Source organism: Ruegeria sp. HKCCD7181, from assembly GCF_057221055.1.
This window is the reverse complement of record NZ_JBWVBC010000001.1, coordinates 333,197-359,248: the sequence shown is the minus strand read 5'-3', so window position 1 is coordinate 359,248 and position 26,052 is coordinate 333,197. Positions and strand designations below refer to the sequence as shown.

Annotated in this window: 28 protein-coding genes; 16 read left to right on the top strand and 12 right to left on the bottom strand. The window is 56.9% G+C overall.

The window, feature by feature from the left end; genetic code table 11:
* Nucleotides 1–248: 248 nt before the first annotated feature.
* Nucleotides 249–473: a hypothetical protein gene (locus tag AC2TCY_RS01810; protein ID WP_480845075.1), complete on the bottom strand. Its 225-nt coding sequence runs from the start codon at nt 471–473 to the stop codon at nt 249–251.
* Between the two features lie 21 nt (nt 474–494).
* Here AC2TCY_RS01810 and AC2TCY_RS01805 point away from each other — a divergent pair, with 21 nt between their 5' ends.
* From AC2TCY_RS01805 to AC2TCY_RS01790, 4 genes are read left to right on the top strand one after another with little or no spacing between them, the layout of a single operon-like run.
* Complete coding sequence (locus tag AC2TCY_RS01805; protein ID WP_480845074.1) at nt 495–704, top strand: hypothetical protein; 210 nt, start codon at nt 495–497, stop codon at nt 702–704.
* 13 nt (nt 705–717) lie between these two features.
* The gene (locus AC2TCY_RS01800; RefSeq protein ID WP_480845073.1) at nt 718–1,221 is read left to right on the top strand and encodes an aldehyde dehydrogenase family protein; all 504 of its coding nucleotides are present in this window, start codon (nt 718–720) and stop codon (nt 1,219–1,221) included.
* 8 nt (nt 1,222–1,229) lie between these two features.
* A complete protein-coding gene (locus AC2TCY_RS01795) occupies nt 1,230–1,985 on the top strand; it encodes an SDR family oxidoreductase (protein WP_480845072.1) in 756 nt (251 codons plus the stop codon).
* 18 nt (nt 1,986–2,003) lie between these two features.
* Entirely contained in the window at nt 2,004–2,846 is an 843-nt protein-coding gene (locus tag AC2TCY_RS01790) for a fumarylacetoacetate hydrolase family protein (RefSeq protein ID WP_480845070.1), read from the top strand.
* Between the two features lie 64 nt (nt 2,847–2,910).
* Here AC2TCY_RS01790 and AC2TCY_RS01785 read toward each other — a convergent pair whose 3' ends face one another.
* From AC2TCY_RS01785 to AC2TCY_RS01775, 3 genes are all read right to left on the bottom strand, one after another.
* The gene (locus tag AC2TCY_RS01785) at nt 2,911–4,449 is read right to left on the bottom strand and encodes a tripartite tricarboxylate transporter permease (RefSeq protein WP_480845069.1); all 1,539 of its coding nucleotides are present in this window, start codon (nt 4,447–4,449) and stop codon (nt 2,911–2,913) included.
* 10 nt (nt 4,450–4,459) lie between these two features.
* Nucleotides 4,460–4,891, bottom strand: a complete 432-nt coding sequence (locus tag AC2TCY_RS01780; protein ID WP_480845068.1) for a tripartite tricarboxylate transporter TctB family protein — start codon at nt 4,889–4,891, stop codon at nt 4,460–4,462.
* A gap of 83 nt (nt 4,892–4,974) precedes the next feature.
* A complete protein-coding gene (locus AC2TCY_RS01775) occupies nt 4,975–5,952 on the bottom strand; it encodes a Bug family tripartite tricarboxylate transporter substrate binding protein (RefSeq protein ID WP_480845067.1) in 978 nt (325 codons plus the stop codon).
* 161 nt (nt 5,953–6,113) lie between these two features.
* Between AC2TCY_RS01775 and AC2TCY_RS01770 the strand changes: the two genes are divergently transcribed.
* The 3 genes from AC2TCY_RS01770 to AC2TCY_RS01760 are packed head-to-tail and all read left to right on the top strand — an operon-like array spanning nt 6,114 to nt 9,212.
* The gene (locus AC2TCY_RS01770) at nt 6,114–6,785 is read left to right on the top strand and encodes a response regulator transcription factor (protein ID WP_480845066.1); all 672 of its coding nucleotides are present in this window, start codon (nt 6,114–6,116) and stop codon (nt 6,783–6,785) included.
* Nucleotides 6,778–8,169 (top strand): sensor histidine kinase N-terminal domain-containing protein, encoded by a 1,392-nt coding sequence (locus tag AC2TCY_RS01765; protein ID WP_480845065.1) that lies wholly within the window; start codon nt 6,778–6,780, stop codon nt 8,167–8,169. Before AC2TCY_RS01770 ends, AC2TCY_RS01765 begins: the two co-directional genes overlap by 8 nt.
* Entirely contained in the window at nt 8,169–9,212 is a 1,044-nt protein-coding gene (locus tag AC2TCY_RS01760; RefSeq protein WP_480845482.1) for an ABC transporter substrate-binding protein, read from the top strand. The genes AC2TCY_RS01765 and AC2TCY_RS01760 overlap by 1 nt, the downstream gene beginning before the upstream one ends.
* Here AC2TCY_RS01760 and AC2TCY_RS01755 read toward each other — a convergent pair.
* The 3 genes from AC2TCY_RS01755 to AC2TCY_RS01745 are packed head-to-tail and all read right to left on the bottom strand — an operon-like array spanning nt 9,209 to nt 12,689.
* Nucleotides 9,209–10,678, bottom strand: coding sequence for a heme biosynthesis HemY N-terminal domain-containing protein (locus AC2TCY_RS01755; RefSeq protein ID WP_480845064.1), 1,470 nt, complete (start codon nt 10,676–10,678; stop codon nt 9,209–9,211). The two genes, AC2TCY_RS01760 and AC2TCY_RS01755, sit on opposite strands and share 4 nt — an antisense overlap.
* Nucleotides 10,679–10,688: 10 nt before the next feature.
* Nucleotides 10,689–11,921: a COG4223 family protein gene (locus AC2TCY_RS01750; protein ID WP_480845062.1), complete on the bottom strand. Its 1,233-nt coding sequence runs from the start codon at nt 11,919–11,921 to the stop codon at nt 10,689–10,691.
* Between the two features lie 54 nt (nt 11,922–11,975).
* Nucleotides 11,976–12,689: a uroporphyrinogen-III synthase gene (locus AC2TCY_RS01745; protein WP_480845061.1), complete on the bottom strand. Its 714-nt coding sequence runs from the start codon at nt 12,687–12,689 to the stop codon at nt 11,976–11,978.
* A gap of 97 nt (nt 12,690–12,786) precedes the next feature.
* Between AC2TCY_RS01745 and tsaD the strand changes: the two genes are divergently transcribed.
* The 5 genes from tsaD (at nt 12,787) to AC2TCY_RS01720 (ending at nt 16,886) form a co-directional block, all read left to right on the top strand.
* Complete coding sequence (tsaD, locus tag AC2TCY_RS01740; RefSeq protein WP_480845060.1) at nt 12,787–13,884, top strand: tRNA (adenosine(37)-N6)-threonylcarbamoyltransferase complex transferase subunit TsaD; 1,098 nt, start codon at nt 12,787–12,789, stop codon at nt 13,882–13,884.
* Complete coding sequence (locus AC2TCY_RS01735; RefSeq protein ID WP_480845059.1) at nt 13,881–14,843, top strand: NAD(P)H-dependent glycerol-3-phosphate dehydrogenase; 963 nt, start codon at nt 13,881–13,883, stop codon at nt 14,841–14,843. The genes tsaD and AC2TCY_RS01735 overlap by 4 nt, the downstream gene beginning before the upstream one ends.
* A gap of 1 nt (nt 14,844) precedes the next feature.
* Nucleotides 14,845–15,114: a YciI family protein gene (locus AC2TCY_RS01730; RefSeq protein ID WP_480845057.1), complete on the top strand. Its 270-nt coding sequence runs from the start codon at nt 14,845–14,847 to the stop codon at nt 15,112–15,114.
* On the top strand, nt 15,114–15,536 hold the full coding sequence (locus tag AC2TCY_RS01725) for an EVE domain-containing protein (protein WP_480845056.1): 423 nt from the start codon (nt 15,114–15,116) through the stop codon (nt 15,534–15,536). The genes AC2TCY_RS01730 and AC2TCY_RS01725 overlap by 1 nt, the downstream gene beginning before the upstream one ends.
* 159 nt (nt 15,537–15,695) lie before the next feature.
* Complete coding sequence (locus AC2TCY_RS01720; protein WP_480845055.1) at nt 15,696–16,886, top strand: hypothetical protein; 1,191 nt, start codon at nt 15,696–15,698, stop codon at nt 16,884–16,886.
* A gap of 218 nt (nt 16,887–17,104) precedes the next feature.
* Here AC2TCY_RS01720 and AC2TCY_RS01715 read toward each other — a convergent pair whose 3' ends face one another.
* On the bottom strand, nt 17,105–17,446 hold the full coding sequence (locus tag AC2TCY_RS01715; protein ID WP_480845053.1) for a DUF2853 family protein: 342 nt from the start codon (nt 17,444–17,446) through the stop codon (nt 17,105–17,107).
* A gap of 190 nt (nt 17,447–17,636) precedes the next feature.
* Here AC2TCY_RS01715 and AC2TCY_RS01710 point away from each other — a divergent pair, with 190 nt between their 5' ends.
* The gene (locus AC2TCY_RS01710) at nt 17,637–18,284 is read left to right on the top strand and encodes a DUF899 family protein (protein ID WP_480845052.1); all 648 of its coding nucleotides are present in this window, start codon (nt 17,637–17,639) and stop codon (nt 18,282–18,284) included.
* A gap of 62 nt (nt 18,285–18,346) precedes the next feature.
* On the opposite strand, the gene ahcY is transcribed toward AC2TCY_RS01710, so the two are convergent.
* Both ahcY and AC2TCY_RS01700 read right to left on the bottom strand, forming a co-directional pair.
* A complete protein-coding gene (gene ahcY, locus AC2TCY_RS01705; RefSeq protein ID WP_480845051.1) occupies nt 18,347–19,735 on the bottom strand; it encodes an adenosylhomocysteinase in 1,389 nt (462 codons plus the stop codon).
* 101 nt (nt 19,736–19,836) lie between these two features.
* Nucleotides 19,837–20,151, bottom strand: coding sequence for a hypothetical protein (locus AC2TCY_RS01700; RefSeq protein ID WP_480845049.1), 315 nt, complete (start codon nt 20,149–20,151; stop codon nt 19,837–19,839).
* A gap of 205 nt (nt 20,152–20,356) precedes the next feature.
* Here AC2TCY_RS01700 and AC2TCY_RS01695 point away from each other — a divergent pair, with 205 nt between their 5' ends.
* A complete protein-coding gene (locus AC2TCY_RS01695; RefSeq protein WP_480845048.1) occupies nt 20,357–20,950 on the top strand; it encodes an HD domain-containing protein in 594 nt (197 codons plus the stop codon).
* Between the two features lie 748 nt (nt 20,951–21,698).
* On the opposite strand, the gene AC2TCY_RS01690 is transcribed toward AC2TCY_RS01695, so the two are convergent.
* Together AC2TCY_RS01690 and AC2TCY_RS01685 are read right to left on the bottom strand one after the other, a co-directional pair.
* Entirely contained in the window at nt 21,699–22,253 is a 555-nt protein-coding gene (locus AC2TCY_RS01690) for an ActR/PrrA/RegA family redox response regulator transcription factor (RefSeq protein WP_480845046.1), read from the bottom strand.
* Between the two features lie 85 nt (nt 22,254–22,338).
* Complete coding sequence (locus AC2TCY_RS01685; protein WP_480845044.1) at nt 22,339–22,959, bottom strand: SCO family protein; 621 nt, start codon at nt 22,957–22,959, stop codon at nt 22,339–22,341.
* Nucleotides 22,960–23,048: 89 nt separating this feature from the next.
* Here AC2TCY_RS01685 and regB point away from each other — a divergent pair, with 89 nt between their 5' ends.
* Together regB and AC2TCY_RS01675 are read left to right on the top strand one after the other, a co-directional pair.
* Nucleotides 23,049–24,446 carry a sensor histidine kinase RegB gene (gene regB, locus AC2TCY_RS01680; RefSeq protein WP_480845043.1) on the top strand — a complete coding sequence of 466 codons (1,398 nt, stop codon included), beginning with the start codon at nt 23,049–23,051 and terminating at the stop codon, nt 24,444–24,446.
* Nucleotides 24,447–24,508: 62 nt separating this feature from the next.
* A complete protein-coding gene (locus tag AC2TCY_RS01675) occupies nt 24,509–26,017 on the top strand; it encodes a PAS-domain containing protein (protein ID WP_480845042.1) in 1,509 nt (502 codons plus the stop codon).
* Nucleotides 26,018–26,052 lie beyond the last annotated feature (35 nt).

The window sequence follows — 26,052 nt, the reverse complement described above, 5'->3', positions numbered from 1 at the left end:
TAGCTACGGCTTTTTGGCCGTAAATTACTTGAACAGGAACTTGTGTTCCAACCTCCGGTACAGGCATCGCCCTGTCACCGCATGTCAGTTGAAACAGGCTGATAGTTGCTAATTGCGTAGCGTTGTCAATCACCGGATGGCTGTTGAGAACACCTAAACTGGGATAATTAGCAATGGCGCTTTAACCTCCTTCAAGAGCAAAAACTGGTCCGCCAAAAGGGCGGGCTATTCATCCGTGACTGGTAGTCTCAAACGGACAGAGCAGCGGAAATCTTGCGGTCGCTGACGTAGGATACATCATTATAATTGAACCCGGTGTCGATCAGCGGCGGTACTTCTTCACCCATGACCGCATCGATGGTTCCTGTGGAGGTTTCATAACCGATGCCCACGGGGCACTGGGGAATAGCACGCGTCATCCAGCCGCCACTGCCCAACGCGATGATCTGGCGTGACAAACGATTGGGCGGCATCACCAATACCCTGACGGGCTGATGCCGTTTCTGGGAACCCTCTTTGCACCCACACAAGACCGCGATACACCGGACGGCGAGTTCACCCACAAACTGGGAGATATCGTGACAATTGCAAATGACCAGCTGGGCGCACTGACCAACACGGTGCGACTGTCCACCGAATGCCCCGAGTGGCAGTTCGGGGCTTCCCACCTGATGCGAAACATTGCCCATCGCGGCCTGATTTAAGAAAGACCTGCAAATGTTGACCGGAATACACCAGATCGCAGGCAATTGGGTTGGCTCGGAAACCACCTTTTCCTCGGACCCTGCCCATGGCTCTAGCCATGACTTTGCCATCGGCACGCCGGCGGATGTAGACGCGGCCGTTACGGCGGCAGAAGACGCCTTTGCCACGTTCGGCTGGTCTTCGCGCGCTGAACGTGCCGCCCCGCTGCACGCAATCGCAGATGAGATCGACGCCCGCGCAGTCGAGGGTCAGTTGACCTGCACCCTTCACATGGGCGACGCTGATCGTGACGCCGCCCGTGCGTTGCAGCCTGTCCTGGAACGCAAGGCCGATCGCCTGCTGGCCAGCGGCTTTCCCACCGAGGTCGAGGTCTACGACAGCATGGTTCTTCGCGGTCACCAACCGGCATCGACCAACTTCGGCACTACATCGGTCGGAACCCTGTCAATTCGCAGCTTCCTGCGCCCGGTCTGCTATCAGGACATTCCCGCAGATCTTTTGCCTGAGAAAGTATGAGGACAGTTATGGCGTTATCCAACCCCTCCAACCGGCTGTCCGGCAAAACTGCCCTGATCACCGCTGCGGGTCAGGGCATTGGCCGCGCCACAGCCGAACTTTTCGCCGCCGAAGGCGCCCAAGTAATTGCCAGCGACATCAACGATGCTTCTCTGGTCGAGCTGGACGCAATCGATGGCGTTAGCGCCTTAAAACTTGACGTTACAGACGCCGATGCCGTGCGAGCGGCGGTGGATAATCTGCCGGTACTCGACGCTCTGTTCAACTGTGCCGGTTATGTGGCTTCGGGTTCGATCCTTGAATGCGAAGAGTCCGATTGGGATTTCAGTTTCGATCTGAACGTTAAGGCGATGTACCGGCTGATCCGGCTGACCCTGCCGGGAATGCTGGAGAATGGTGGCGGATCGATCATCAACATGTCCTCGGTCGCATCGTCGATAAAGGGTGTGCCGAACCGGTTCGCTTACTGCGCCTCAAAAGCGGCCGTGATCGGCCTGACCAAATCGATTGCATCCGACTATGTGACACAAGGCATCCGCTGCAATGCGATCTGCCCGGGGACTGTCGACAGCCCCAGCCTGCATGATCGACTGCGCGCCACCGGGGATTATGATCAGGCCATGACTGATTTCATTGCCCGTCAGCCGATGGGTCGGATCGGTACTGCGGACGAGATTGCGGAACTGGCTCTCTATCTGGCCAGCGACGCCAGCCGATACACAACAGGACAGCCCTTTGCCATCGACGGCGGCTGGACGATCTGAGTGGAAAAGGACCCTTGAATGAAACTTCTACGCTATGGTGCTGCGGGTGCGGAGAAACCCGGTCTTCTAGACAGTGATGGTGCGATCCGCGACCTGTCCGGTGTGATGAATGACATCTCGGGCGATTCGCTGAGCGATGAAAGTCTGGCCAAACTGCGTCAGATCGATCCACACAGCCTTCCATTGGTCGAGGGTGATCCCCGGATTGGCGCCTGCGTTGGACAGGTCGGTAAATTCATCTGCATCGGCCTGAACTACGCTGACCACGCGGCAGAAAGCGGTATGGAACTGCCGCAAGAGCCGGTGATTTTTTTCAAGGCAACCTCGGCTATCATCGGACCCAACGACACTGTCGAAATCCCGCGGGGCTCGGTCAAAACGGACTGGGAGGTTGAACTGGGCGTCGTTATCGGCAAAGCGACCAAATATGTCTCGGAAGCGCAGGCGATGGACCATGTGGCCGGGTATTGCGTGATTAATGACCTGTCCGAACGTGACTTTCAGCTGCACCGCTCGGGCCAGTGGGTAAAGGGTAAATCGGCAGATACGTTCGGTCCGATTGGCCCGTGGCTGGTCACACGAGATGAGGTCGCGGACCCGCAAAACCTGCCGATGTATCTTGAGGTAAACGGGCAGCGATATCAGGACGGCTCGACCAAAACGATGTATTTCGGGGTGGCAACAGTGATCTCGCACTTGTCGCAATTCATGTCACTGCAACCGGGCGATGTGATCTCAACCGGGACGCCTCCGGGCGTAGGCATGGGGCAGAACCCACCGGTATACCTGAGACCGGGCGACAGAATGGAATTGGGCATCGATGGATTGGGCGTGCAGCGTCAGGAAGTCGTTGCTGGCTGAATGATAGTTTTTGTATTGCCACCGCCCGCAGAATACCCGGCGGGCGGTGGCAAGCTAGAGTAATCTAGTCGCTGATCGCGCCTTCCTCGTCGCGGCGCTGATGCATCTTGGCCTTGACCCGTGCACCCACGATCAGGGGTAGAACGAAGCCGATGATGGCAATCGCCCACAGGGCAATCGCCAGTGGACTGTCGATTAGGGTCCACCAGTTGCCATTGTCGATGGTGACAGCACGGCGGAGGTTGTTCTCCATCGAGTTACCCAGCAACGTACCAAGAATGATCGGCACCAGCGGTACGTCCAGCTTGCGCAGAACCCAGCCCATGACGCCGAACCCGATCATCACCAGAAGATCAAAGCTGGAGCCCGAAATGCCGTAGATGCCCACAAAGCTGACCATGGCCACAACCGGCATCAGGATGCGTGAAGGGACCATCAAGACACGAGTGAACAAGCCAACCATTGGGATGTTCATCGCCAGAAGCATGAAATTGGCTATAAACAGAGCCGCAATCAAGCCCCAGACCACGTCCGGGTTCTGCGTGAACAGCAGCGGTCCAGGTGTGATATTCAGAGCCAGCAAAACCGCCAACAACACGGCAGTGGTGCCCGACCCTGGCACGCCCAGCGCCAGCATAGGCACCAACGCGCCACCTGCGGCGGCGTTGTTCCCGGCCTCGGGTGCGGCCACGCCGCGCGGATCACCGGTGCCAAAGGTATTTTCTTTGTCTACCAGCCGTTTTTCCATCGAATACGAGATAAACGACCCCAGCGAGGCCCCCGCCCCAGGCAAAACACCGGCGAGGAAGCCAAGGAAAGAGGTACGCAGCATTGTCGGTGTGCACTGCTTGATCATCGACATCGGCGGATACAAACGACCAATGTTCAACTTACGACCTTCAGCATCCGATCCGCCGTGGCGGTGCTCAAGGAAGATGAACACTTCGGACAACGCAAACAGACCCACGATGGCGACAAGGAAATCCAGACCGTCATACAAATGAACTTCACCAAAGGTGAAACGCGGAACACCTGTCTGTGTATCGACACCGATGGTTGCCAATCCCAGGCCCAGTGCGGCAGCAAAAGCCGACTTGGCCTGATTGGTCGAGGACACACCGCCCAAGGTCATGAAAGCCAGAGCAAACAGCGCGAAGTATTCGGCGGGGCCGAACAACAGCGCGATCTTCACCAGCTGCGGCGCGAGGAAAATCAAGCCCCAGGTAGCCAGAAACGCACCTACAAATGATGCGATACCTGAAAGCGACAACGCTTCGCCCGCGAAACCCTTCTTGGCCATGGGATGACCATCGAGACAGGTCATCATGGCGGGCTCATCCCCGGGGATGTTCAGCAGGATCGACGAGATCCGCCCCCCGTACATTGCCCCGTAATAGACACTGGTTAACAGGATCAGCGAGGGCGTTGCCCCCAACCCCAGCGTAAACGCCAGCGGGATCAGTATGGCCACGCCATTTGACGGGCCCAGACCGGGCAACGCGCCCATGATCGTGCCCAGAAAACAGCCCAGCAGGGCCAGCATTAGGTTCTGCCACGTCAGCGCGATGGCGAAACCGTCTCCGAGGGATGCCAGAGTTTCCATGATCCCCTCCTTAGAAACCCAAAGGTCCGCGAGCCAGCGACAGGCCCAGAACCAGATGGAAGATTACGTAGATGCCCAAGGACGTTCCAACGCCAACGAAAATGCTTTCCAGCGGGCCGGAACCCAGCCGCCAAGCAAGGTACGCCGCAGCAAACGCGGTCGCGATGACAAAACCAACAACCGGCAAAAACTCGGCATAGAGGATCATCACGACCACGGCCGCTCCAACTTCGACGAGGCGGCCAAGGGCAGGCCATTGCGGCTCGGCATCCGGGCGCAAAGCGATGACTGCGCTGGACAGACCCAGAATTGCGGCGATGATCAGAGGGAAAGCTTTGGGTCCAACGGCATCGGAAAGAAAGCTCTCTTCGATCGCAAGCGCGGAAATAGCGAATCCGATGGCGAGAAGTATTCCGACGACCCCGAAGATGCGGTCACTCATCGGTGTCTCCTATTATTCGGGTAAAGATGGTGATCCGGGAGCCATTGGTCAGAACGGCACCCGGACACATACGATTGTTGTGGTTATTTGATGATCCCGATCTCTTTCGAGATGGTCTGGATCTGACCAACGGATTCGGCCACGAAGTTCTGGAAGTCTTCGCCCTGCAGGTCCAGCGGCGCCAAGCCGTTGGCAGCCATTACCGTTTTCCATTCGTCCGAAGCGTATAGGTCACCGATCTTGCCGACCCAGTCACCGTATGCCGCGTCGGTCATACCACCGGGTGCGTAGAATCCGCGCCAGTTGGCACCAATTGCATCGATACCCTGTTCTTTGGCTGTCGGGAAATCTGCGAATTCACCCGGCAGACGGTCGGGTGCCAGCACCGCGATCACCTTGATGTCACCAGAATCAACGAAGCCTTTGGCTTCCGAGATATCGCCGGTGAAAGCCTGAACCGAACCAGCCAGCAGCTGGGTAACGGCCTCGCCACCGCCATCAAAGGCGATGTATTTCACTGAACGCACATCATCGATGCCATAGGCATTTGCCGCAATCAGCACTTTCAGGTGGTCCCAACCGCCCACGGCCGAGCCGCCAGCGACCGAAACAGATGTCGGGTCAGCTTTGATCTGGTCCAACAGTTCGGGCAGCGTGTTAACACTGCTGTCCGCGGCGACGGCAATTACGCCATAGTCCGCACCGATGGCTGCCAGCCAACGGACCTGATCCATGGTATTGCCAGGATACGCGCCCTGCGCCAGACGCGTCGCAGTGGCGGCACTGGCTGCAACGATCAGGCTGTCATCCTCGCCACGCTTATTGACCACCTCAGCGAAAGCGACACCACCGCCGCCGCCGGCCAGGTTCACGACCTGCATGGTCTGATCGATCAGACCTAGGTCCTGCAGCGACTTGCCCACCTGCCGGCAGGTAAAGTCCCAACCGCCACCCGGGTTCGCTGGCGCGATACATTCAGGGTTTTCCTGTGCATTTGCGGCAAAGCCGGACAGGGCAAAAACGGCAGCAGCAATCGCGCCACTGGTTCCAAACAGTTTCATTTGTTCCTCCTCCTCAGGTCTTTTTGGGCTACTTTTGCGCAGCCGAAACCGGTCCCTGCACAGATCGGGCACGCAGACCCTTCCTTGCAGGTTGATTTTCTTTAACGAATAATGCTGTCACGAACCTGTCACACCGGTGACCGTTGGTTTGCGGGGGACCCATGCGTGTTTTGATGATCGAAGATGCCGAGGATCTGGCCGAGGGTGTGGTGGCGCACTTGGCCCGGTCCGGTGTTGTCTGCGACCTGGCTACAACGGTTGAGTCGGCCCGTGATTTCTGCGCGGTCCAGTGCTATGACGCCATTCTATTGGATATCAATCTGCCTGACGGGTCAGGTCTGAGTTTCCTCGGGAAAATTCGAAACTCGGGCGACCGGACACCTGTTCTGATGCTGACTGCCCTGACCGCGGTCGAAGATCGGGTCGCCGCATTGGACAAAGGCGCTGACGACTATTTGGGCAAGCCTTTCGATCAGCGCGAACTTGAGGCCCGGCTGCGTGCGCTGGTCCGTCGTGACGCGGACCGCAAAAGCGAGCAAATTACACTTGGCCCCCTAATCTACGCCCCAAAGGACCGTAGCGCCACTTTGGGAGGAAAGCGTCTGAACCTGACGGCGCGCGAGGCCGCTGTTCTGGATGCGCTGATGCGACATGAGGGGCAATACCTATCAAAATCAAGGCTTTACGACTCTCTCTATGGGTTCGAAGATGCTGATGTCGGTGAGAACGCGATCGAATTATATATCGCACGACTGCGCAAGAAGTTTACCGGTAGTCAGGTTTCAATCACCACGCAACGCGGGGTGGGGTATCGGATCGGTCTGAATGGCTAGGTTGCATCTGCCACATAGCCTGACAGCACGCGTGCTCAGCGCAGTGATCCTCATCCTTGTGTTGGGCGGGTTGCTGGTTGCTTTGTCAATCTGGGCCAACGGGCGACTGGCGGCGCGACAAGCCTATGACCGCCTGTTGCTGGGCGCGGCCAGCGACATCGCCGAATCTATTCGAATTCAAGATGGCCTGCCTGTCGTCGACTTGCCCGTGTCTGCCTTTGAATTGCTCGCTCAGGCGCCTGAAGACCGCATTTATTACGCGGTGCTTGCGCCCGGAGGGCGTTTCATCACAGGGCTGGATCGAGACACAATCATTGAAGCTCCGGACCAGGCAGGCACGGCGCCTCTGTATTTCGCGGCGGACCTTAACGGTGAACCCGCACGGTTCGTACGGGTGACACGCCTGTTTGCCGAGCGCGATTTTTCCGGAGAGGTTGAAATTGTAGTCGGCCAAACCTTGCATGCGCGGCAGTCGATGACAGCCGGCCTGATGCGCGACGCTCTGTTGCCTATGGGGATCGCCGGGGTATTGCTGCTGGTCATGTCGTGGTTCGTCACCCGTTCCGCGCTACGCCCGCTCGAGGCGCTTTCGGACGATCTGACCCGCCGCGACCCCTACGACCTGACCCCCATGGCCAGCGACGGGCTGCCGCATGAATTGCAGGTCATGCTGGGCGCGATGAACCGGTTTATGGGTCGATTGGACCGACAGGTGGACACGATGCGCAATCTGATCGCGGACACCGCGCACCAGTTGCGCACACCCGTTGCTGCCATTCGGGTGCAGGCCGAAATCGCGCAGGACGACCCCGACGCTCCGGCTCGCAAGCGCGCGTTGGAACGTCTGTTGGGGCGCACGCGATCACTTGGCGCTTTGCTGGACCAGCTCTTGTCACGCGCCATGGTCATCCACCGCATCGACAGCGCTCCGCGTCGTCCGGTGGATTTGCGCGAAGTAGCGCTGGACATACTCGAACAGCGCGACCACGAGCTGATCGCACCGAGTGTCGAGGTGAGGCTCGAGATTGGCGAAGACCCCGTGATGGTGAATGCAGATGCCTTTTCCATTGGCGAGGCGGCCAAGAACCTGCTGGGCAACGCATTGCGGCACGGCATACCACCAGTCAGCATTGGCGCCGATCATTTGGACGGGCGTGCGGTTTTGTGGGTGCACGATCGTGGAGCGGGACCGGATACGTCGATATCCGAACAGTTGGGCGGCCGGTTCAACCGTACCTCCGCCTCTGGCGAGGACAGTTCAGGGCTTGGCCTGTCCATTGTCAAATCCACGGCCGAGGCTTTTGACGGCAAGGTTGAAATGACGCGCGGGGAAAGCGGCTTCCGTGCCGCCCTGAGCTTTCCAGCAGCAGGCGCGAGGGTATGATGATCCGGCTTTTGGTCCTTTGCAGCTTGTTTTTGCTTCCGCTGGTGCCGCATCAAACCCGCGCGCAGGAAGCCGTCGCACAATTCGGCACGGGGTCTGAGGAGATGCTAATCCGTTCGACCACGGACATCGTCATTATCCGCCCGGTGATGGAGCAATTCGCAGCCCTGAACCCCGACCTGACCATCAGCTATGAGCAATGGGGATCGAACGCCCTGTTCCAGCACAGCAAAACCGTCTGTAAAACTGGTGAGGGCGCAGCGGATGCGGTGTTTTCCTCGGCTGTTCAGCAAATGGTGTGGCTGGTGAATTCAGCCTGCGCGACCCGGTATTCTTCGGACGCGACCAATGCTCTGCCACATGCCCGACGTTGGCGGGATGAGTTGTGGGGGATCACAACTGAACCTGCAGTCATCGTTTACAACAAGGATCGCCTGCCGGACGACAGCGTGCCCCGCAACCGCTTTGCGCTGCTGGATGCAATGCGCACACAGCCCGAGCTGCTACGCGGGCGTGTGGCGACGTATGACATCGCAGCCTCGGGGTTAGGGTATCTCTTCGCCTATGGCGACAGCCTCGAAGCCACGACATTCGGGTCGCTGATCGAAGGTTTTGCCCGCATTGATGCCGTTGCCACCTGCTGTTCCGCTGAAATCATCCGAGATGTGGCCGAGGGGCGGTTTCTGATTGCGTACAATGTTTTAGGATCTTACGTCGCCAACGCAAACGCGCCCGGTCTGGGTGTAATCCTGCCTGAAGACTACACGCTTGTCCTGTCGCGCGCCTACATGATCCCGCGGCAAGCCCGCAACGCGCAGGCCGCAACACAACTGTTGGATTTTCTGCTGTCGGCACACGCTCAGGACCTGCTGGCAACTGCGGGGCTGGTCGCGCGGCTGGACGCAACCGAGACGGGTCTGGCACCCAGCGCCCGCCGTTTTATCCCGCTGTCTCCGGCCCTGCTGGTGGCCAGAGATCAAAACCGGCGGGCCGAACTGTTCAAATTGTGGAATGACGCGTTCAACGTCGAGACCGCGCGTTAAGCTTGCTTTTCCACTTCTTCGACCGGAGCGGCATCGGCTTCGATCACGTCTTCGACCTCTTCCACGTCTTCCGGTTCAGCCTTGTCCTCCAGCGCACCGACGATCAGCGGTAACATATGAACACCCGTTGCACTTGCGATTTCCGGTGTTCGCGGTGTTTGCCAGCTGAGCGTGTCGAAGCTGTGGCAGTTCTGGCAAACCGGACCCCATTCAGCCTGAATGTCATGGCAATTGTCACAGACCCATTGCGGCCCACGCGGCGCGTTGAGAGCACGTGCCAGCCACCCCTGCACCACAGCATCAGAAGCGCCTTCGCCCCGTTCGATCGCCGCCATCAGTGTGTAGGCCCGCGCATCGCCCTGTTTTTCCACAATGTCACCTAGGGCGCGGCGCGCCTCGGGAAAGTCCTCGGCTACAATATTCAGTTCGGCCAGAATCAGGCGGGTTTCCATGTTTTCTGGGTGAACGCGCGTCAGTGCAGTAAACCGTTTGATCCGGTCCTCAGCGGATTCATCGGGCGCAATTTCGGCAAAGGCATGGGCCAAATCGGGATGCGGCTGAACCTCCCACGCTTTTTTCAGGATCTTGGTCGCGGCGCGCAGCTTGCCCTTGGCAATATAAGCACGTGCGGCCATGGCCGCAGCAGGAACCAGATCAGGAGAAAGCCGGTTGGCCTCGATCGCATGTTCCTGTTGCTCGACCGTAGCGCTTTCGTCCAGAATTTCCTTGGCCTCGGACAGGGCCAGAACGGCGTCGCGACGTTTAAACACGTCGCGCGGCAGGTATCCTGACTTTAGCTTGGATGTCAGGGTCGAACGCGCGCCGGCCCAATCCTGCGCCTTGGTTTGCAGATTCAGCAGCACATCCTGAGTTTCTTCATGGCGCGGTTTGATCGACAATGCCTTTTCGGCCAGCTTGCGCGCAGTCTCATCATCGCCTTCTGCCAGCTTCTGTTTCATGATGCCGCGCACCCCGACAAAACGGGTTGCGTTGTTCGTGACCAACTTCTTGTAAGTCTCGGATGCCTTTTTCGTGTCGCCCGTCATCTCAGCCGCCTGCGCCACAAGAAGGTTGGTGAGCTCCGGCTTGTTCAGCAGCTTTTCGGCTTTGTTGGCCTTGGTCATGGCCGCGCGCCCCTCGCCCGAGGCCAAAGCCATCAGCCCATCGGCCAGCGCCTGATAGCCGCGCTTCTCCCGGCTGCGGTCAAAATAGCGCGACAGGGCAGTTTCGTCGCCATTGAGGAATTTCAGCGTCGCAACCAGCAGGCTGAGCAACTTGAAAAACAGCCAAACGGCAACAACCAGCACGCCTAAAGCGATCACTGATTGCAGTGGCCCCAACGTATATTCCGTGCCCGCTACGGTGATCTGAACGCCGCCGCTGGACTCCATGAGAAACCCTGCACCCATGGCCAGCAGGCCGATAATCGCAACAAAAACAAGGATCTTTAACAATGACCACAGCATGGCAGGTCCTTCAGTTCGAGTTCACGCTTGAAACAAGCGCATTCGCGGCTTCAACAGCGGCGGCCCGTGCCTGGGCCGTCTGCACCCAATCGGCCATCGCAGACTGCGCGGCCTCAGGCAATGATTTGAGTTCATTCAGCGCAGCTGTAACATTCCCTTCCGCTAGATCCGCCTGAGCCCGTGACAGAATTGCGTCCGGATTGTCACCGTCCTGAGGTGTTACTGACCGCGCACCAGTTTGGCGCTGAAGGAACGCAACCAGCCCGGTCCCCTTGTCCGCGTCTCGTGCGTCAGCAAGTGCAGAGCGGGCAGCTGGTGAGAACGACGCGCTGAGGGCAGAGATCGTCGCAACCCCTTTGTCTGCCGGAGCAGACAAAGCGTCGGGCACGGTCACTCCACCGGCTTGCAACTCTGACAGCAGATCAGAATAGGGTTGGCCAGCATCCAGCTTTCCGACCAACTGGGACAGGATGGCCCCGTTGGCGGCGGCCTGAGCATCGGCAGCCGCCTTGGATTCCAACGCCTGTGCATCTGCGACCATCTTTTCCACTTCGGCACGTTGCGTGGCCAGCGAATCCTGAAGCTTCTTCAGTTCGGCTTCATACGCCGCCACTGCCTCTGGCGATGCGCCTTCGGAAATGGGTCGTTTTTCCAGCGCGCTCAAACGGTCGGCCAAAGGATCGACTTTACCTGAAAGAGTATCCAAGCTGGACTTCACGCCCCCGATTTCACTTTCCAAAGGCGTCAATTTGTTCGACAGGGTCGTGACTTGATCCGACAAACTGGACAGGTCCGGGTTCTCTGAGAGGGTCTTGGACAGCTTAGCGATCTCATCGGATTGATCGGCCAGTTTCGCCTCCAGCGCGGAAATCGCGTCCGTGGCCGTGGAGTCATTGGTAAAAAGCCCGGCATTTCCCGCCGCAAATCCGATTGCTGCTGCAACTGCACCGCCAATCAGAGCTGGTATGAATCCGCCACGTTTTTCCACTTTGCGTTCGATGACTTTTTCTTCGACATTCGCGGCTTCGGCTTCGGCTTCGGCTTCGGCTTCGGCTTCGGCTTCGGCTTCGGCTTCGGCTTCGGCTTCGGCTTCGGCTTCGGAAATCACCTCTTCGACGGGCCCCGCCGCGTCAAGGGACGTATCGACGTCTTCCGTCTCGGGTTGGACAGATTCATCCTGAACCACCGCGTCGGGATTAGGGTTCTCTACCGGCTCCTGATCGGACTTCTTCTTGCCAGCCACCGTCACATTCCCCTTATCGATTCCAAAAACACCTGAACTACGAACCAGTCCAAGTTAATCCGCGCTTGGCGCGCTCTCAACCCGCATCGCAAGTTTCACAAGCTTTTTAACGGCTTTCCGCATTTTTACGGGCGTCGGCTGCTTGGCGACTTTCAGGTGGCTGTAACCCAGATTTTCAAGGGGTTCAGCGGTCGCATCGCTGATTGCCGCCAGCCACAATGGCGCTGTTCCCGACCAAACATCGGCAAATTGTCGCGCCGTGCGAGGTGAGAACAATGGCGCAAGAACCGCGGCGTCGCCCGTGGTTGCTTCCAGGGCTTCGTCGGAAAATGGCAGCAGGTTCTGCCGGTAAACCGGTTGCTCAAGCACTGTCAGACCCGACTCGGTCAGCCGCTCGGCTACATTCCCACGACTGTGTTCACCCCTCAAATGCATCAAAGGGCTTTGCGGTCTGAGTTGCAGCAAGGCAGCAATCAGTTCTTCCGCCGTCCCGCCACCCATCTGCGCCTTCCACCCGGCATTTACTGCGGTTCCGGTCGTCACAGGCCCGACACAAAAGGCCGGCAGACTTCGATCCACGCCCATCGAGGCCGCCGCATTCACAGCGTTTGCCGATGTGAAGATCAGCCCTTTCACGCCGCTCATGTCAGCCTGAACCTGCATCGGTTTGATCTCGATCAGCGGAGAATGAATGACCTTCACCCGCGACCTGGTGCGGGTCGGCAGCTGCGCAACGAACCTCTCCGAGGCGGCGCGAGGGCGGGTCATCAACAAATACAACGGGCGGCGCCTTCGGCCTTGGGATTGTTTGCATCCGCGCAGGGTGATACCCCGCTTGGCAGTCATGATGCAACGGATCAGGCCAATGGTGCAAACACTTACCGTCCTTGGACTGGAGAGCAGCTGCGACGATACAGCCGCCGCAGTCGTGCGCCAATCCGAAGGCGCGCGGGTTGAAATTATGTCTTCTGTCGTTCATGGCCAGACCGAGTTGCACAGCGCCTATGGCGGTGTAGTGCCCGAGATCGCAGCGCGGGCACACGCTGAAAAGCTGGATATTTGTGTGATCCAGGCGCTCGAGGACGCCGGTTTGAAGCTGCGCGACGTGGACGCCATCGCCGTTACCGCCGGTCCGGGCCTGATCGGAGGCGTGATGTCGGGCGTCATGTGTGCCAAAGGGCTGAGTGCGGCTACGGGCCTGCCCCTGATTGGCGTCAACCATCTGGCCGGGCACGCATTGACGCCGCGCCTGACCGATGGAATTGCCTTTCCCTATCTCATGCTGCTGGTCTCAGGCGGTCACTGCCAGTACCTGATCGCTCACGGGCCCGAGCGATTTACTCGCCTCGGAGGTACGATTGACGATGCCCCGGGTGAAGCATTCGACAAAACCGCCCGCCTGCTCGGCTTGCCACAACCCGGTGGCCCCTCGGTCGAGGCAGAGGCGCGAATGGGTAATCCCAAACGATTCCGATTTCCGCGGCCCCTTCTGGACAGGCCCGATTGCAATCTGTCCTTTTCCGGTCTCAAAACGGCTTTAATGCGTACCCGAGACCAGATCGTAAGTGGACAAGGCGGTTTAACGCGTCAGGACCGAGCTGATCTATGCGCTGGTTTCCAACAGGCCATTGTTGACACGTTGGCCGAGAAAACCCGCCGTGCCATTTCATTCTACCTTGACGAAAACCCTACTGATCCGGTGATCGCTGTCGCCGGCGGCGTCGCGGCAAATACTGCGATTCGTCAAGTGTTAGAGACTGTTTGTTCCGATATGGGCGCGCGGTTCACCGCACCGCCACTTGCCCTGTGCACCGATAATGCTGCGATGATCGCGTATGCCGGGATCGAGCGATTTCTGACCGGGGCACGGGACGGGTTGGACCTGACTGCAAGACCCCGATGGCCATTGGATCAGACCAGCCCTTCGATGTTGGGCAGCGGTAAGAAAGGCGCAAAAGCATGAGTGTTTCTGTACTGGGATCGGGGGCTTTTGGTACAGCGCTGGCAATTTCACTGGCCGGAAACGGGCCGGTGACATTGTGGTCGCGATCCAAGAAACAAGCGCAGGTGATGCAGACTGCCCGGGAGAACGCAGCGCGCCTGCCCGGCGTCTCACTTCCCGAAAACCTGACCGTAACGGCCGGATTGCCCGAGGCTGCACAGAGTACTGTTTTGCTGCTGGCGGTTCCAATGCAGCAATTGCGCGCTGCATTGGTACAAAATGAAACTGCTCTGGCCGGAAAAACCCTTGTCGCCTGCTGCAAAGGGATCGAATTGTCTTCGGGTCTTGGCCCAGTTTCCGTCATCAGGCGGATTATCCCGGATGCAAGCCCTGCCCTTTTGACCGGTCCCAGCTTTGCCGATGACATAGCACGGGGTCTGCCCACGGCTTTGACATTGGCCTGCGAGGACACTGTATTGTGCCAGCAATTGCAAGCTGATCTGACGACCGCAAACCTGCGGCTCTATCGAACATCAGACACAATCGGTGCCGAGCTGGGCGGGGCACTCAAAAACATAATGGCAATTGCTTGCGGCGCGGCTATCGGTGCAGGGTTGGGCGACAGCGCACGCGCCGCATTGATGACTCGTGGGTTTGCCGAAATGCATCGCTTTGCGGCCATGCGCGGCGCACAGGCTGAAACCTTGATGGGCCTGTCAGGGCTGGGGGATCTGGTCCTGACCTGCTCGTCTGAATTGTCCAGAAACTACCGTTTTGGCCTTTCTTTGGGTCTAAATCAATCATTTGACAGTGCCACAACCGTTGAAGGTGTGGCCACCGCCCGCGCTATGGCCGAAATTGCCAAGAACGAAAAGTTGGACATGCCGATCAGCATGACGGTGGCAGATCTTAGCCACGGTGCCTACAGTGTGGCTGAAGCAATCCAAAACCTGCTCAATCGCCCGCTTAAGGAGGAATAATATGCTGATCGCACTGATCGCACGCGACAAGGACGGTGCCCTGCAAACCCGGCTGGACAATCGGTCCGCCCATTTGGCTTACATCGAGGAAACCGGCGTTGTCTCTCAGGCTGGCCCTTTGTTGAACGGCGACGCCATGATTGGCTCACTGATCATTCTCGAAGTCGAGGACGAGGCCGCTGCGCAGACCTGGGCCGACAATGACCCTTACGCCAAGGCCGGTCTGTTCCAGTCGGTCGAGCTGATCCCCTGGAAAAAGGTGATTGGCTAATGGCGTATTGGCTGTTCAAATCCGAACCCTCGACGTGGAGCTGGGATCAACAGGTTGCCAAGGGCGACGTGGGCGAAGAATGGGACGGTGTTCGCAACTACCAGGCGCGCAATTTCATGCGCCAGATGCAGGTCGGTGACCGCGGGTTCTTTTATCATTCCCAAAAGGACAAAGCGATTGTGGGCATTGTCGAAGTCTGCGCCGAGGCGCATCCGGACAGCACCACCGATGATGAGCGTTGGGAATGTGTTGATATCAAAGCGGTTCGCCCTTTCTTGCTATCAGTAACGCTGGATCAAATTAAGGCTGATGAACGATTGGCGGACATGGTGCTTGTCAAGAACTCACGCTTGTCCGTTCAACCCGTGAGTGAAGACGAATGGGTAGCGATATGTGCACTGGGTAATACCCCGGCGGATTGACAGGATAGGTTCTGACGGGCGCAAACCTTCTCAAAAGCGCTATAAAATGCTATATTTTTCAGGCTGCACCTGGTGGGGGTTTGACGACCGCGTTTTGCGCGATCACGATTCTTGTGGTGTTGCTCGAATACTGATTGGTCATTTCGAAAGCTTGAACCCATGTCTGACGTTGAAGGCAGCAGTGGGACAACCGAAGATATTGTTGCTGAGCAAAACTCAAAAAGCTGGGAAGCGCGTCTTGAAGTTGCGCGCAAGCAGCGTGCAATCGCGCTCGAGCGGGTGAAACAGTCGGCTGCAAAAGCCTCTTCAGAGATTATGCCGCAGAAACAAGAGGAAAGCTCGCCGCCCACACGGGGCGTCTCGAAGCTCGAGCGGGTTGTTTACAAGTTTACCCACTCAACTACCCAAGCTCGGAAATACCAGTTCCAATTGCCGTCTGGCATCCTTCCTATCGTTCTGGCAGCAATGATATGCGGAGCCGTCTTGCAATGGGCAGCCACCAGTCTCTTAGGCAACTGGCGGCATACTGAAGAATTGCCGGAGGTAAGTCAGGCTCTTTCTCCGGAAATCCCACCATCGCAGATCAGGGCCGCGGCCAATATTGCTTCACCACCGTTGCAGGCCGACATATTGGCAGAATTCTCCAAAGTTATGTCATTAACCCAATCGGCAGAGGATGCTGCCAGTAGCATGTTCCAGCCCGAACTTCCGAGCTTCAGGGGCGTTATGGATTTTTCCGTGTCTGCGTCAACACTGGCCGAACCGCTTCCTACGTTCGACTATTCGCCGGATTTGCCAGAAAACACTTCTGTAGGATTACCACTATCCTCGATCCAGGCTGTCGACGGGCCTGCGTCCTCTTCAATAGCTGAGCCTGCACCTGCATTACCTACTGGCCCTGCGTATTCGGATGAGCCGGTGCCAACGAACGTGGACGTAGCCGTTCTTCAGGCACTGGGCATACCGGATTCATTTCCCTCGCAAATCCAGACCGGCATTGCGGAGGTGTCACTTTTTGTTCCAGCCAAAGTGTCTGATAACACCAGCACCAACGCGCTTGAGGCATTGACCGAGAGCCGGGCTGAGGTTGTCGCGACATCACGGGTACACTACTCGGTTAAAGAAACCCAAGTTCGTTTTTATCACCCGAATGACGCAGAAAAGGCTGCGCTGGCGGCAAGGGCACTTGGCGGTGTTTCACGAGATTTTACAAACGCTGGTACTAAAACGCGACCGGGGCGAATTGAAGTATATTTGGCTGGACAGGGCGGTAGCCCGAAACGCAACTCAAATGGCTCGTCTCAAAAGATCGAGCAATTTGTCGCCAGGCTTCTTAACGAATTCAGGTGAGATTATCGGGAAGGTTCCGGCGATGCAGAACCTTCCCAACCCCCGCGTGCTCCCTACTCACCACACGCGTATGGAAATTTTTGGTCCTGACCGTCCTGGTCACAGCTTGACGTTAGCCGATATCAGTCCAAACAAGAAAGCGCCAAGTATTTAAAATATATAGAAAAGTCAAAGCGCCCATCAGATAGTCCGACGGGCGCAAGACATTAACGAGATGATCAGCCGTAAACCGATTCCTTGCCGAAATGTTTGGTCAGCATGTAGTAGACCACGGCGCGATACTTGTTGCGCTCGGACATGCCATATGTTTCCAGAACCTTGTTGATGCCTTCCGCTAGCTCGGGACCATCCGACAGACCCAGCTTTTTGATGAGGAAATTGTTCTTAACCGTCTCCAGCTCGCCTTCCTGGCTTGCCGCAACGGTGGACGCATCGGCGTCGTAGATGGCCGGGCCGCAACCTATTGTGACCTTGGTCAACAAGTCCATATCGGCATCCATGCCACATTTCGCCTTCAGGTCTTCGGCATATTTAGCGATCAGTTCGTCGCGTTTTCCCATTGTTGTCTCCTGATTTGGGTTCATTTCTGGCCACTCCAGCGCCGCAGACACGGTAACGGGCGCAAGAATTTGCACAAAGGGAAAAATTCCGCGCATTCCCCCCTTCACTGATCCCGAATTCTGATCGGGCTTGATTTCCAGACCTTCTTTATTTAACATTTTTGTTAAATTTTCAGACCAGGAGGTTGCAATGAGCGTATCCCTACCGAATGAAAGCCCTGATTACCGCACCGCCCGAAATGAGTTGCTAAATGCCGAAGTCGAGCTGAGGGCCCGGATTGAAGACGTGGCCAGATTGCGGCGTGGTTTGCCGAAAGGCGGGGCGATCCCGCAAGATTATGCATTTCGAACCGTTCAAGGCGCAGCTGCGCCCCTGTCATCTTTATTTGGTTCCCATGACACCTTGGCTATTTATTCATTGATGTATGGCCCTAATGCCGAAGGCCCCTGCCCGATGTGTTCAGCCCTTCTCGACGGGCTGAACGGGCAGGTCGTACATCTTTCGCAAAAAATCGCCTTTGCGGTCGTCGCTCAGAATACCCCTGAAATACTGGCTGAACTGAAAATCAAAATGGGCTGGAACGATCTTCCACTCTATTCAGCACTGGGTACGGATTATCAGCGCGACTATCTGGCCGAATCAGAGGATGGCAGCCAACTGCCGATCCTGAACGTCTTTCAGCGGGATCAGGAGGGAATCCATCACTTCTGGAGTTCCGAGATGTTCTTTCAACCGAGTGACTGGCACCCAAGGCACGTGGATTCGGCCTGGCCACTCTGGAACGTTCTGGATTTCACGCCACAAGGACGTGGGGATTTCTTCCCCACCTTGCGTTGAAGACTTGGTAATGAAAACGGCGGCCGCACGGACCGCCGTCTCTATTCAGCGAGAAGCGAAAATCAGTAACGATAATGCTCGGGCTTGTACGGTCCTTCCGGCTTCACGCCGATATAGGCCGCCTGTTCGCCATCCATCTGGGTCAGCTTCACGCCAATTCGGTCCAAATGAAGGCGCGCGACTTTCTCATCCAGATGTTTGGGCAGGATGTAGACCTTGTTTTCGTACTCATCGCCCTTGGTGAACAGTTCGATCTGCGCCAGAACCTGGTTGGTGAACGAGGCCGACATTACGAACGAAGGGTGACCAGTGGCATTGCCAAGGTTCAGCAGACGTCCTTCGGACAGCAGGATGATGCGGTTGCCCGAGGGCAGCTCGATCATGTCCACCTGGTCCTTGATGTTGGTCCACTTGTGGTTCTTAAGGTTAGCCACCTGAATTTCGTTGTCGAAGTGACCGATATTGCCGACGATGGCCATGTCCTTCATCTCGCGCATATGCTCGATGCGGATTACGTCCTTGTTGCCGGTGGTGGTGATGAAGATGTCGGCACTTGCGACTTCGTCTTCCAGCAAAGTGACCTCAAAGCCGTCCATAGCAGCCTGTAGGGCACAGATCGGGTCAACCTCGGTCACTTTCACCCGAGCTCCGGCGCCGCGCAGGGACGCAGCCGAACCTTTACCGACATCACCATAACCGCAGACCACAGCAACCTTTCCTGCCATCATGGTATCGGTCGCGCGGCGGATACCGTCGACCAGCGATTCCTTGCAGCCGTATTTGTTGTCGAACTTCGACTTGGTAACCGAGTCGTTCACGTTGATCGCCGGGAACGGCAACTGGCCGTCCTTCACCAACTGGTACAGGCGGTTCACACCGGTGGTGGTTTCTTCGGACACGCCTTGAATCTGGTCGCGCATCTTGGTGAACCAACCCGGCGAGGCTGCCATGCGTTTGGCGATCTGGGCTTTGATGACTTCTTCTTCTTCCGAGGACGGCACAGGGATGATGTCCTCTCCGGCTTCGGCACGAGCACCCAGCAGGATATACAGTGTTGCGTCACCGCCATCATCCAGGATCATGTTGGGGCCGTCTGCAAACAGGAACGATTTATCCAGATAATCCCAGTGCTCTTCCAGCGTCTGACCCTTGATAGCAAAAACCGGTACGCCGGCCTTGGCAATCGCGGCAGCCGCATGGTCTTGGGTCGAGAAAATGTTGCAAGAGGCCCAGCGCACATCAGCGCCCAACGCCACCAGCGTTTCGATCAGAACAGCGGTTTGGATGGTCATGTGCAGCGAACCGACAATACGCGCGCCATTCAGCGGTTTGCTTTCACCGTACTCGGAACGCAGGGCCATCAGGCCTGGCATTTCCGTTTCGGCAATGTCCAGTTCCTTGCGGCCAAACTCGGCCAGTGAAATGTCTTTGACGATATAGTCCCCGGCCATCAGAAGCTCCATCCCGGTAAAAATTGGTCCGGGCAGCCACTAGCATCCCTTCAGGCAAGTGGCAACGGAGATGGCCGGAAACGGGTTTAACGCCTATGAAATCAACTTGGCGTACCCTCAGCTTTGATCTTGGGTATTGCTTCAAAGAAATCCGTGCCGGCGGCAACAATACAGCTAATGCCGTTGGCGTGGGTCACTAAAACGGTATAAGTACCCGTTTCTTTCGAGGACCAGACCTCCATGACCATTTGCGCGCCACGTGTCTTTTGCAGACCGCCAAAAGTCAGTTCTTCGGCATAACTGTTCTGCAATTTGGCAATGACATCGTCGCGCATTGCACAACTTTGGGCAAAAGCGGGCGGCGCGGTGGCAGCCATTCCAAAGGTCAGGGCAATTGCGAATAAGCGTTTGAACATAGCTTGCTCCTTTCGATACGAGTTTCGTTTCGAGAGGGGCGCACCGGGAGGAGTATGCACCCCCCTCAGTCCTTATGTCGGGATCATCCTGCACCCGTTCAAAGCACGAATGCTCAAGAAAATGTTGGCAGCAAGTGATCCAGACAGGTACATCATAGCATAAAAAAGCGGCGCAGGCGCGTCTGGCGTCAGGGGGCATGGCAATATGGCAACACAACCCAGAGCATGGCAGAGGATGCTGTCTGGTCGCAGGCTCGATCTGCTGGACCCTACACCGGTAGATATCGAGATCGAGGATATCGCCCACGGACTGGCCTTTGTGGCGCGCTGGAACGGGCAAACACGCGGCGATTTCGCCTATTCCGTGGCGGAGCATTCCCTGCTGGTGGAAGAGCTTTTTGGCCGGATTGCCCCCAAAGCACCGATAAAATGGCGGCTCGCGGCATTGTTACATGACGCACCCGAATATGTGATCGGAGATATGATCTCACCGGTGAAATCCGCCGTCGGCCCGGACTATGGCGCGCTGGATGACCGTTTGGCGGCGGCAATCCACATCCGGTTCGGCCTGCCTGCTGCGGTGCCGAAAACGGTGAAACGTCAGATCAAGAAGGCCGACAAGATCAGCGCGTGGATGGAGGCCACCCAGATCGCGGGCTTTTCCGAAGCTGAAGCCACCAAGTTCTTTGGCCGCCCGGATATGGCCGTGATGGAGGGGTTGGAGATCAGGCTCAGACCACCGGTTGAGGTAAGAAATGCGTATTCGGATCGGCATGGAGCGCTGATAGGGTTACTTTAGCAACCCATTTTGAAGCAACGTCAGCTCTGAGCCCACAATCTTCGTTAACAGCCAAGGGCAATTATCCCTCATAGCTAGTGTTCAAGCGGTAGAGATTATTGGAGGCCAAACCCAGCCCCGTGACTTGGTGGCGGATTTTAAGTAAAGTGATTGGGGGTAGTCGTTATGAGAACCGTCCTTACAATCCTGATTTCATTTTTGGCTTCGCAGTCTTTTGCACAAGAAGATTCGATAAATGGTCGAATTGTGTGCAATGTTATCACAAGTCAGTTTGTCCCAACCAAGGATGGTCCCACTAGTTCAAGTACAAGATTTGGTGCGGGGTTAGCGTCAGGTACAACGCTCATTATTGATTACACGCACGATCTAGATAGCGGCCTATCTGTGTACATGGGGGCGCCAAATAGAACAAACATATTGATCGAAGAGCCCTTTCCAACAAGTAGTTTCAAAGGGATTTCCCAGATAACCAAGATTGCCGAATATCGGTCAACATACAGTGAGGTTTCGCTGGGCGAGTATTCATTGAACTATAAAGGCAACGACCAGCTTACGCTTAGAAAATGCAACGGTGATGGATGGCATGGTCACTATGTCCAAACATATGTTAGCGGTCACTTCACTCAAGTCGTCTCGCTGAGCTGCCGTCCGTTGGTGGACGCGATCGATGAAGTTCTTACTCGCCTGAAGTCTATGAACTAGCTCTCACCATGGGATAGTATCGAACCAAAGCTCAAGGAGCAGTGCGCTACCGCGGACTGCGCTTCGCCAAAATCCGCTGCAATGTCCGGCGGTGCATGTTCAACCGTCGCGCTGTCTCGGATACATTCCGGTCACACAGCTCATAAACCCGTTGGATATGCTCCCAGCGCACGCGATCCGCGCTCATGGGGTTTTCCGGCGGCGGAGGCAGTTCGTCGCCCTTGGCCAGCAGCGCGTTGGTGATGTCAGTGGCGTCTGCGGGTTTTGACAGATAATCCGTCGCGCCGATCTTGACGGCGGCCACGGCGGTGGCAATCGCGCCGTATCCGGTCAGAACCACAACCCGGCTGTCAGGGCGCTTTTCCCGCAGCACCTCGACCACGTCCAATCCGTTGCCATCCTCAAGTCGCAGGTCGACCACTGCATAGGCGGGCGGGCGGGCGGTGGAAATGGCGCGGCCTGCGGCGACAGAGCCTGCGGTTTCAACTTCGAACCCGCGTTTTTCCATGGCTTTGGCCAGACGTCTCAGAAATGGCTCGTCATCGTCCACCAGAAGCAAGGATTTATCAGGGCCGATGTCGAGTGGAGAGCTGTCCGCCATTTTCTATTCTTTCCGCTATTTCACGCCGTTGGCTTAGACAAGAGTAATAGCAGCGCCATGACAAAGGTCAAACAACACGTTTCAGCTACATCTTATCCAGGAAGCAGCCGACCTGATCCGCCATCTGCTCGGCCGAAGTGTTGCGGTCGAAAAATTCCACGAACCCATCTTCAGGTGTCACCAGATAGGAAAAGGTCGAGTGATCGACCAGATAGTACTCGTCGCTTTTATCCTGCGCTTTGAAATAGGTCTTGTAGGCCTTGCTTGCCGCCTTGACCTGCTCGGGCGATCCGGTCAGCCCGATCATTTTTTCATGTAGGTTAAAGGCAAAATCACCCACAACCTCGGGCGTGTCGCGGTCCGGGTCGATTGAAATGAATACCGGCGTGATCGATTGGCCACGCTCGGCCAGCAGATCGACGGCCTCGGCGTTGCGCGACGTGTCCAGCGGGCAGACATCGGGGCAGAACGTATAACCGAAATAGATCATTGAGGGTTCGGTGATCACGTCCTTGTCGGTGACCGTTTCGCCCTTGGCATTGATCAGTTCGAAGGGCCCGCCAATGGCAGCGGTTCCGCCGGCGATCTGGCTGGTCCGGCATTGGGCAAATTTGTCATCCGAGCTCGCACCACGCGTCAGCAACCACATGGCGCCCAGACCCACGGCCAGAATAACGGTTGCGAGAATGGCGTAGAGGCGGGTCATGATTGTCACCTGATGAAGGGGGTTGTTGATCGTTTCGGCCCGGACACCTATCAAGTTACTCAGCCGGTGCAACAGGACATAATAGACCAATGGCAAATTCCAATACCAGTCTTTGGCGTGGCCAGGAACGCAGCAGCTGGATTCGCCTGCGCACGTTGATCCTGTTGCGCTGGGTGGCCATCATCGGTCAGATCACCGCGATCACCGTGGCGCAGAAAACCTATCACGTCCAGCTTGAGCTGGGCCTGTGTTATATGGCGATCGGCGTTTCGGTAATGGGGAACCTGACTGCGATCCTGCTGTTTCCCGAGAACAAACGCCTGTCCGAATATGAGAACTTTCTGATGGTACTCTTCGACCTGCTACAGCTGTCGTTTCTCCTGTATCTGACAGGCGGGTTGAACAACCCCTTTGCGTTGCTTCTTGTAGGTCCGGTGACAATCTCGGCCAGCGTGATGAGCACGCGCTCTACCCTGATTGTGGGCAGTGTCGCGATCGTGCTGACGACGTTGCTGGCGCAATTCCACCTGCCACTGCGGACCAATCTGGGGCTGGTCCTGGACACCCCCGACATCCTTCTGTTTGGCAACTGGGCCGCAATAGTCATCGCTATCGTGTTTCTGGGCGCCTATTCCCACCGGGTGAGTTCCGAAGTGCAGTCAATGTCCGAGGCGCTGTCGGCCACTCATATGGCACTGGCCCGCGAACAAAAGCTAACCGATCTGGGCGGAGTAGTCGCTGCGGCCGCGCATGAGTTGGGCACACCATTGGCGACGATCAAACTGGCCAGCTCGGAACTAATCGAAGAACTGGAAGCTCGGCCAGATCTGAAGGAAGATGCCGCTTTGATCCGGGAACAAGCTGACCGGTGCCGCGACATTCTGCGCGATATGGGTCGGGCAGGAAAGGACGACCTGCATTTGCGCCAAGCGCCTCTGTCCAGCGTCATTCACGAGGCCGCCGAGCCACATATCAATCGCGGAAAACAGGTGCATTTCGACGAAGGCCCAACCGGGGATGGCGATGTTCAGCAGCCGTCGATCCTGCGTAAACCCGAAATCATCCACGGACTGCGCAACCTGATTCAGAATGCCGTGGATTTCGCACAAGGGAATGTCTGGGTCGAGGCCGAGTGGACTTCGAACTGGATCACCGTATGCATCATGGATGACGGGCGCGGGTTTCCGCCTCAAATGTTCGGGCGCATTGGCGACCCGTTTGTGCGTCGGCGGCGATCCGAATCCGACCAACGCGCTCGTCCGGAATATGAAGGCATGGGTTTGGGCCTTTTCATCGCCAAAACATTGCTGGAGCGCAGCGGCGCCGAGCTGAAATTCGCAAATGGTGTCGACCCCTATCAAAACCTGACCAAGCTGACCGACCGGCGCGGTGCCATCGTCCAAGTGGTCTGGCCACGCAATCTGATCGACGCTCAAACCGGCGACTCACCGGTTCCTTCAGGCGCAAATCAACCGTTCCAAATCTGAATTAAGACGCTATTAACCTTTATTACCCATAACGGTTCGCGCATTTGTCAGAGGCGGAAACCATGGTGGACTGGATCATTCTGGCCGGGATCAGTCTGGTCTCGATCACCTTTGCGGTACAGTGGCTGCTACCGCGCCGCCCGAACAGGCCTGCGGATTTCGGGTTGTCCTCTCCTGCCTCACTGTTTGACACGGTTTTTCTGTTTGATGGCGACCAGCTGATCAGCCACTCCGACATCGCCCTGGCTGGATTTGAGCGTATTGCCGACTGGGGCGACCTGCGACGGATATTACAACGGGATTTTCCCGCCTTTCCCGAAACCCCCGAAATCGTGCGAGACGAAGGCAATTTGGTCGTCTCCGCCATAGACTGCACCGTTGAACGAGAGGTGCTGTGCGAATGGATTGATGGAATCCTTCGTGTCCAGCTGCGCGATCTGACGGGCGCTCCGGGCCCCAAACGGCGCGATCCCAATGACCCGATCCGTCTGGCCATGGATAAGGCCCCTTATCCCGTCTGGCTTCTGGGACACAACGAAAAAATTCGCTGGTGTAACGCGGCCTATGTCGCTCTGGTTCGCAAAGCCCGTGGGCCGGACGCTGATCTGACGGCCCCGCTGTTTCCAGCCCTTGTGGACGAGGCGCCCCTTGGGCGCAAAACCCGTATGTCTATCACGGTCGGCAAAAACGAAGCCAAGATGTGGTTTGATCTGACCCATGTAGATCAGGACCAGGGGCATTTGTTCTACGCGGTTGACATCAACGCTATTGTTGAGGCCGAAACGGCCCAACGCAAATTCGTACAGACGATGACCAAAACCTTTGCTCAGCTGTCTATCGGACTAGCCATTTTCGATCGGAACCGACAGCTGGCGCTGTTCAATCCGGCGCTGATCGACCTGACCACCCTACCCCCGGATTTCCTCAGCTGCCGCCCTAGCCTTTCCAGCTTTTTCGATCGAATGCGGGATCAGCATATGATGCCGGAGCCCAAGAATTACCGCGGCTGGCGTCGGCAGATGAACGACCTGCTCGAAGCTGCGCAAGACGGAAACTACCAGGAGACATGGTCGCTGCCGTCTGGGTCGGTGTATTCCGTCAGTGGCCGCCCCCATCCCGACGGAGCGGTGGCGTTTCTGTTCGAAGATATCACAGCCGAAATCACTCTGACGCGCCGGTTCCGGTCAGAAATGGACCTGATGCAATCCATTTTGGACAAATTGGCCGATGCTATCATCGTTTTCGCTGATGACGGTTCGCTGGCCTTTACCAACTATGCTTATCAATCGCTGTGGGGCGACAGCGATGAGGTCGGCTTTGACCCCATCACTGTTCTGGATGTGACACGCGGCTGGCAGGAGCAATGCTATGCCACGCCTGCTCTGGGGGAAATTCGCGATTTCGTTGAAATGCGTGACAATCGGGCAGAATGGTCCTCGGAAATCCAGATGCGCAACGGTACGCAGTTGAGTTGCACCATCAGCCCGATGCAGAACGGTGCAACCATCGTTCGATTTTCCACTTTGGACAGCATCGAAAATATGGACAGATTGCAAAAAATCAGCGCCTGAACCGGGTTGCAGAGGATCGGGCTCGGGTTCATTGT

Coding starts and splice junctions, on each gene's coding strand:
- AC2TCY_RS01810 (WP_480845075.1), bottom strand. CDS start 473: ATGCCGCCCAATCGTTTGTCACGCCAGATCATCGCGTTGGGCAGTGGC.
- AC2TCY_RS01805 (WP_480845074.1), top strand. CDS start 495: ATGCCGTTTCTGGGAACCCTCTTTGCACCCACACAAGACCGCGATACA.
- AC2TCY_RS01800 (WP_480845073.1), top strand. CDS start 718: ATGTTGACCGGAATACACCAGATCGCAGGCAATTGGGTTGGCTCGGAA.
- AC2TCY_RS01795 (WP_480845072.1), top strand. CDS start 1,230: ATGGCGTTATCCAACCCCTCCAACCGGCTGTCCGGCAAAACTGCCCTG.
- AC2TCY_RS01790 (WP_480845070.1), top strand. CDS start 2,004: ATGAAACTTCTACGCTATGGTGCTGCGGGTGCGGAGAAACCCGGTCTT.
- AC2TCY_RS01785 (WP_480845069.1), bottom strand. CDS start 4,449: ATGGAAACTCTGGCATCCCTCGGAGACGGTTTCGCCATCGCGCTGACG.
- AC2TCY_RS01780 (WP_480845068.1), bottom strand. CDS start 4,891: ATGAGTGACCGCATCTTCGGGGTCGTCGGAATACTTCTCGCCATCGGA.
- AC2TCY_RS01775 (WP_480845067.1), bottom strand. CDS start 5,952: ATGAAACTGTTTGGAACCAGTGGCGCGATTGCTGCTGCCGTTTTTGCC.
- AC2TCY_RS01770 (WP_480845066.1), top strand. CDS start 6,114: ATGCGTGTTTTGATGATCGAAGATGCCGAGGATCTGGCCGAGGGTGTG.
- AC2TCY_RS01765 (WP_480845065.1), top strand. CDS start 6,778: ATGGCTAGGTTGCATCTGCCACATAGCCTGACAGCACGCGTGCTCAGC.
- AC2TCY_RS01760 (WP_480845482.1), top strand. CDS start 8,169: ATGATCCGGCTTTTGGTCCTTTGCAGCTTGTTTTTGCTTCCGCTGGTG.
- AC2TCY_RS01755 (WP_480845064.1), bottom strand. CDS start 10,678: ATGCTGTGGTCATTGTTAAAGATCCTTGTTTTTGTTGCGATTATCGGC.
- AC2TCY_RS01745 (WP_480845061.1), bottom strand. CDS start 12,689: ATGACCCGCCCTCGCGCCGCCTCGGAGAGGTTCGTTGCGCAGCTGCCG.
- tsaD (WP_480845060.1), top strand. CDS start 12,787: ATGGTGCAAACACTTACCGTCCTTGGACTGGAGAGCAGCTGCGACGAT.
- AC2TCY_RS01735 (WP_480845059.1), top strand. CDS start 13,881: ATGAGTGTTTCTGTACTGGGATCGGGGGCTTTTGGTACAGCGCTGGCA.
- AC2TCY_RS01730 (WP_480845057.1), top strand. CDS start 14,845: ATGCTGATCGCACTGATCGCACGCGACAAGGACGGTGCCCTGCAAACC.
- AC2TCY_RS01725 (WP_480845056.1), top strand. CDS start 15,114: ATGGCGTATTGGCTGTTCAAATCCGAACCCTCGACGTGGAGCTGGGAT.
- AC2TCY_RS01720 (WP_480845055.1), top strand. CDS start 15,696: ATGTCTGACGTTGAAGGCAGCAGTGGGACAACCGAAGATATTGTTGCT.
- AC2TCY_RS01715 (WP_480845053.1), bottom strand. CDS start 17,446: ATGGGAAAACGCGACGAACTGATCGCTAAATATGCCGAAGACCTGAAG.
- AC2TCY_RS01710 (WP_480845052.1), top strand. CDS start 17,637: ATGAGCGTATCCCTACCGAATGAAAGCCCTGATTACCGCACCGCCCGA.
- ahcY (WP_480845051.1), bottom strand. CDS start 19,735: ATGGCCGGGGACTATATCGTCAAAGACATTTCACTGGCCGAGTTTGGC.
- AC2TCY_RS01700 (WP_480845049.1), bottom strand. CDS start 20,151: ATGTTCAAACGCTTATTCGCAATTGCCCTGACCTTTGGAATGGCTGCC.
- AC2TCY_RS01695 (WP_480845048.1), top strand. CDS start 20,357: ATGGCAACACAACCCAGAGCATGGCAGAGGATGCTGTCTGGTCGCAGG.
- AC2TCY_RS01690 (WP_480845046.1), bottom strand. CDS start 22,253: ATGGCGGACAGCTCTCCACTCGACATCGGCCCTGATAAATCCTTGCTT.
- AC2TCY_RS01685 (WP_480845044.1), bottom strand. CDS start 22,959: ATGACCCGCCTCTACGCCATTCTCGCAACCGTTATTCTGGCCGTGGGT.
- regB (WP_480845043.1), top strand. CDS start 23,049: ATGGCAAATTCCAATACCAGTCTTTGGCGTGGCCAGGAACGCAGCAGC.
- AC2TCY_RS01675 (WP_480845042.1), top strand. CDS start 24,509: ATGGTGGACTGGATCATTCTGGCCGGGATCAGTCTGGTCTCGATCACC.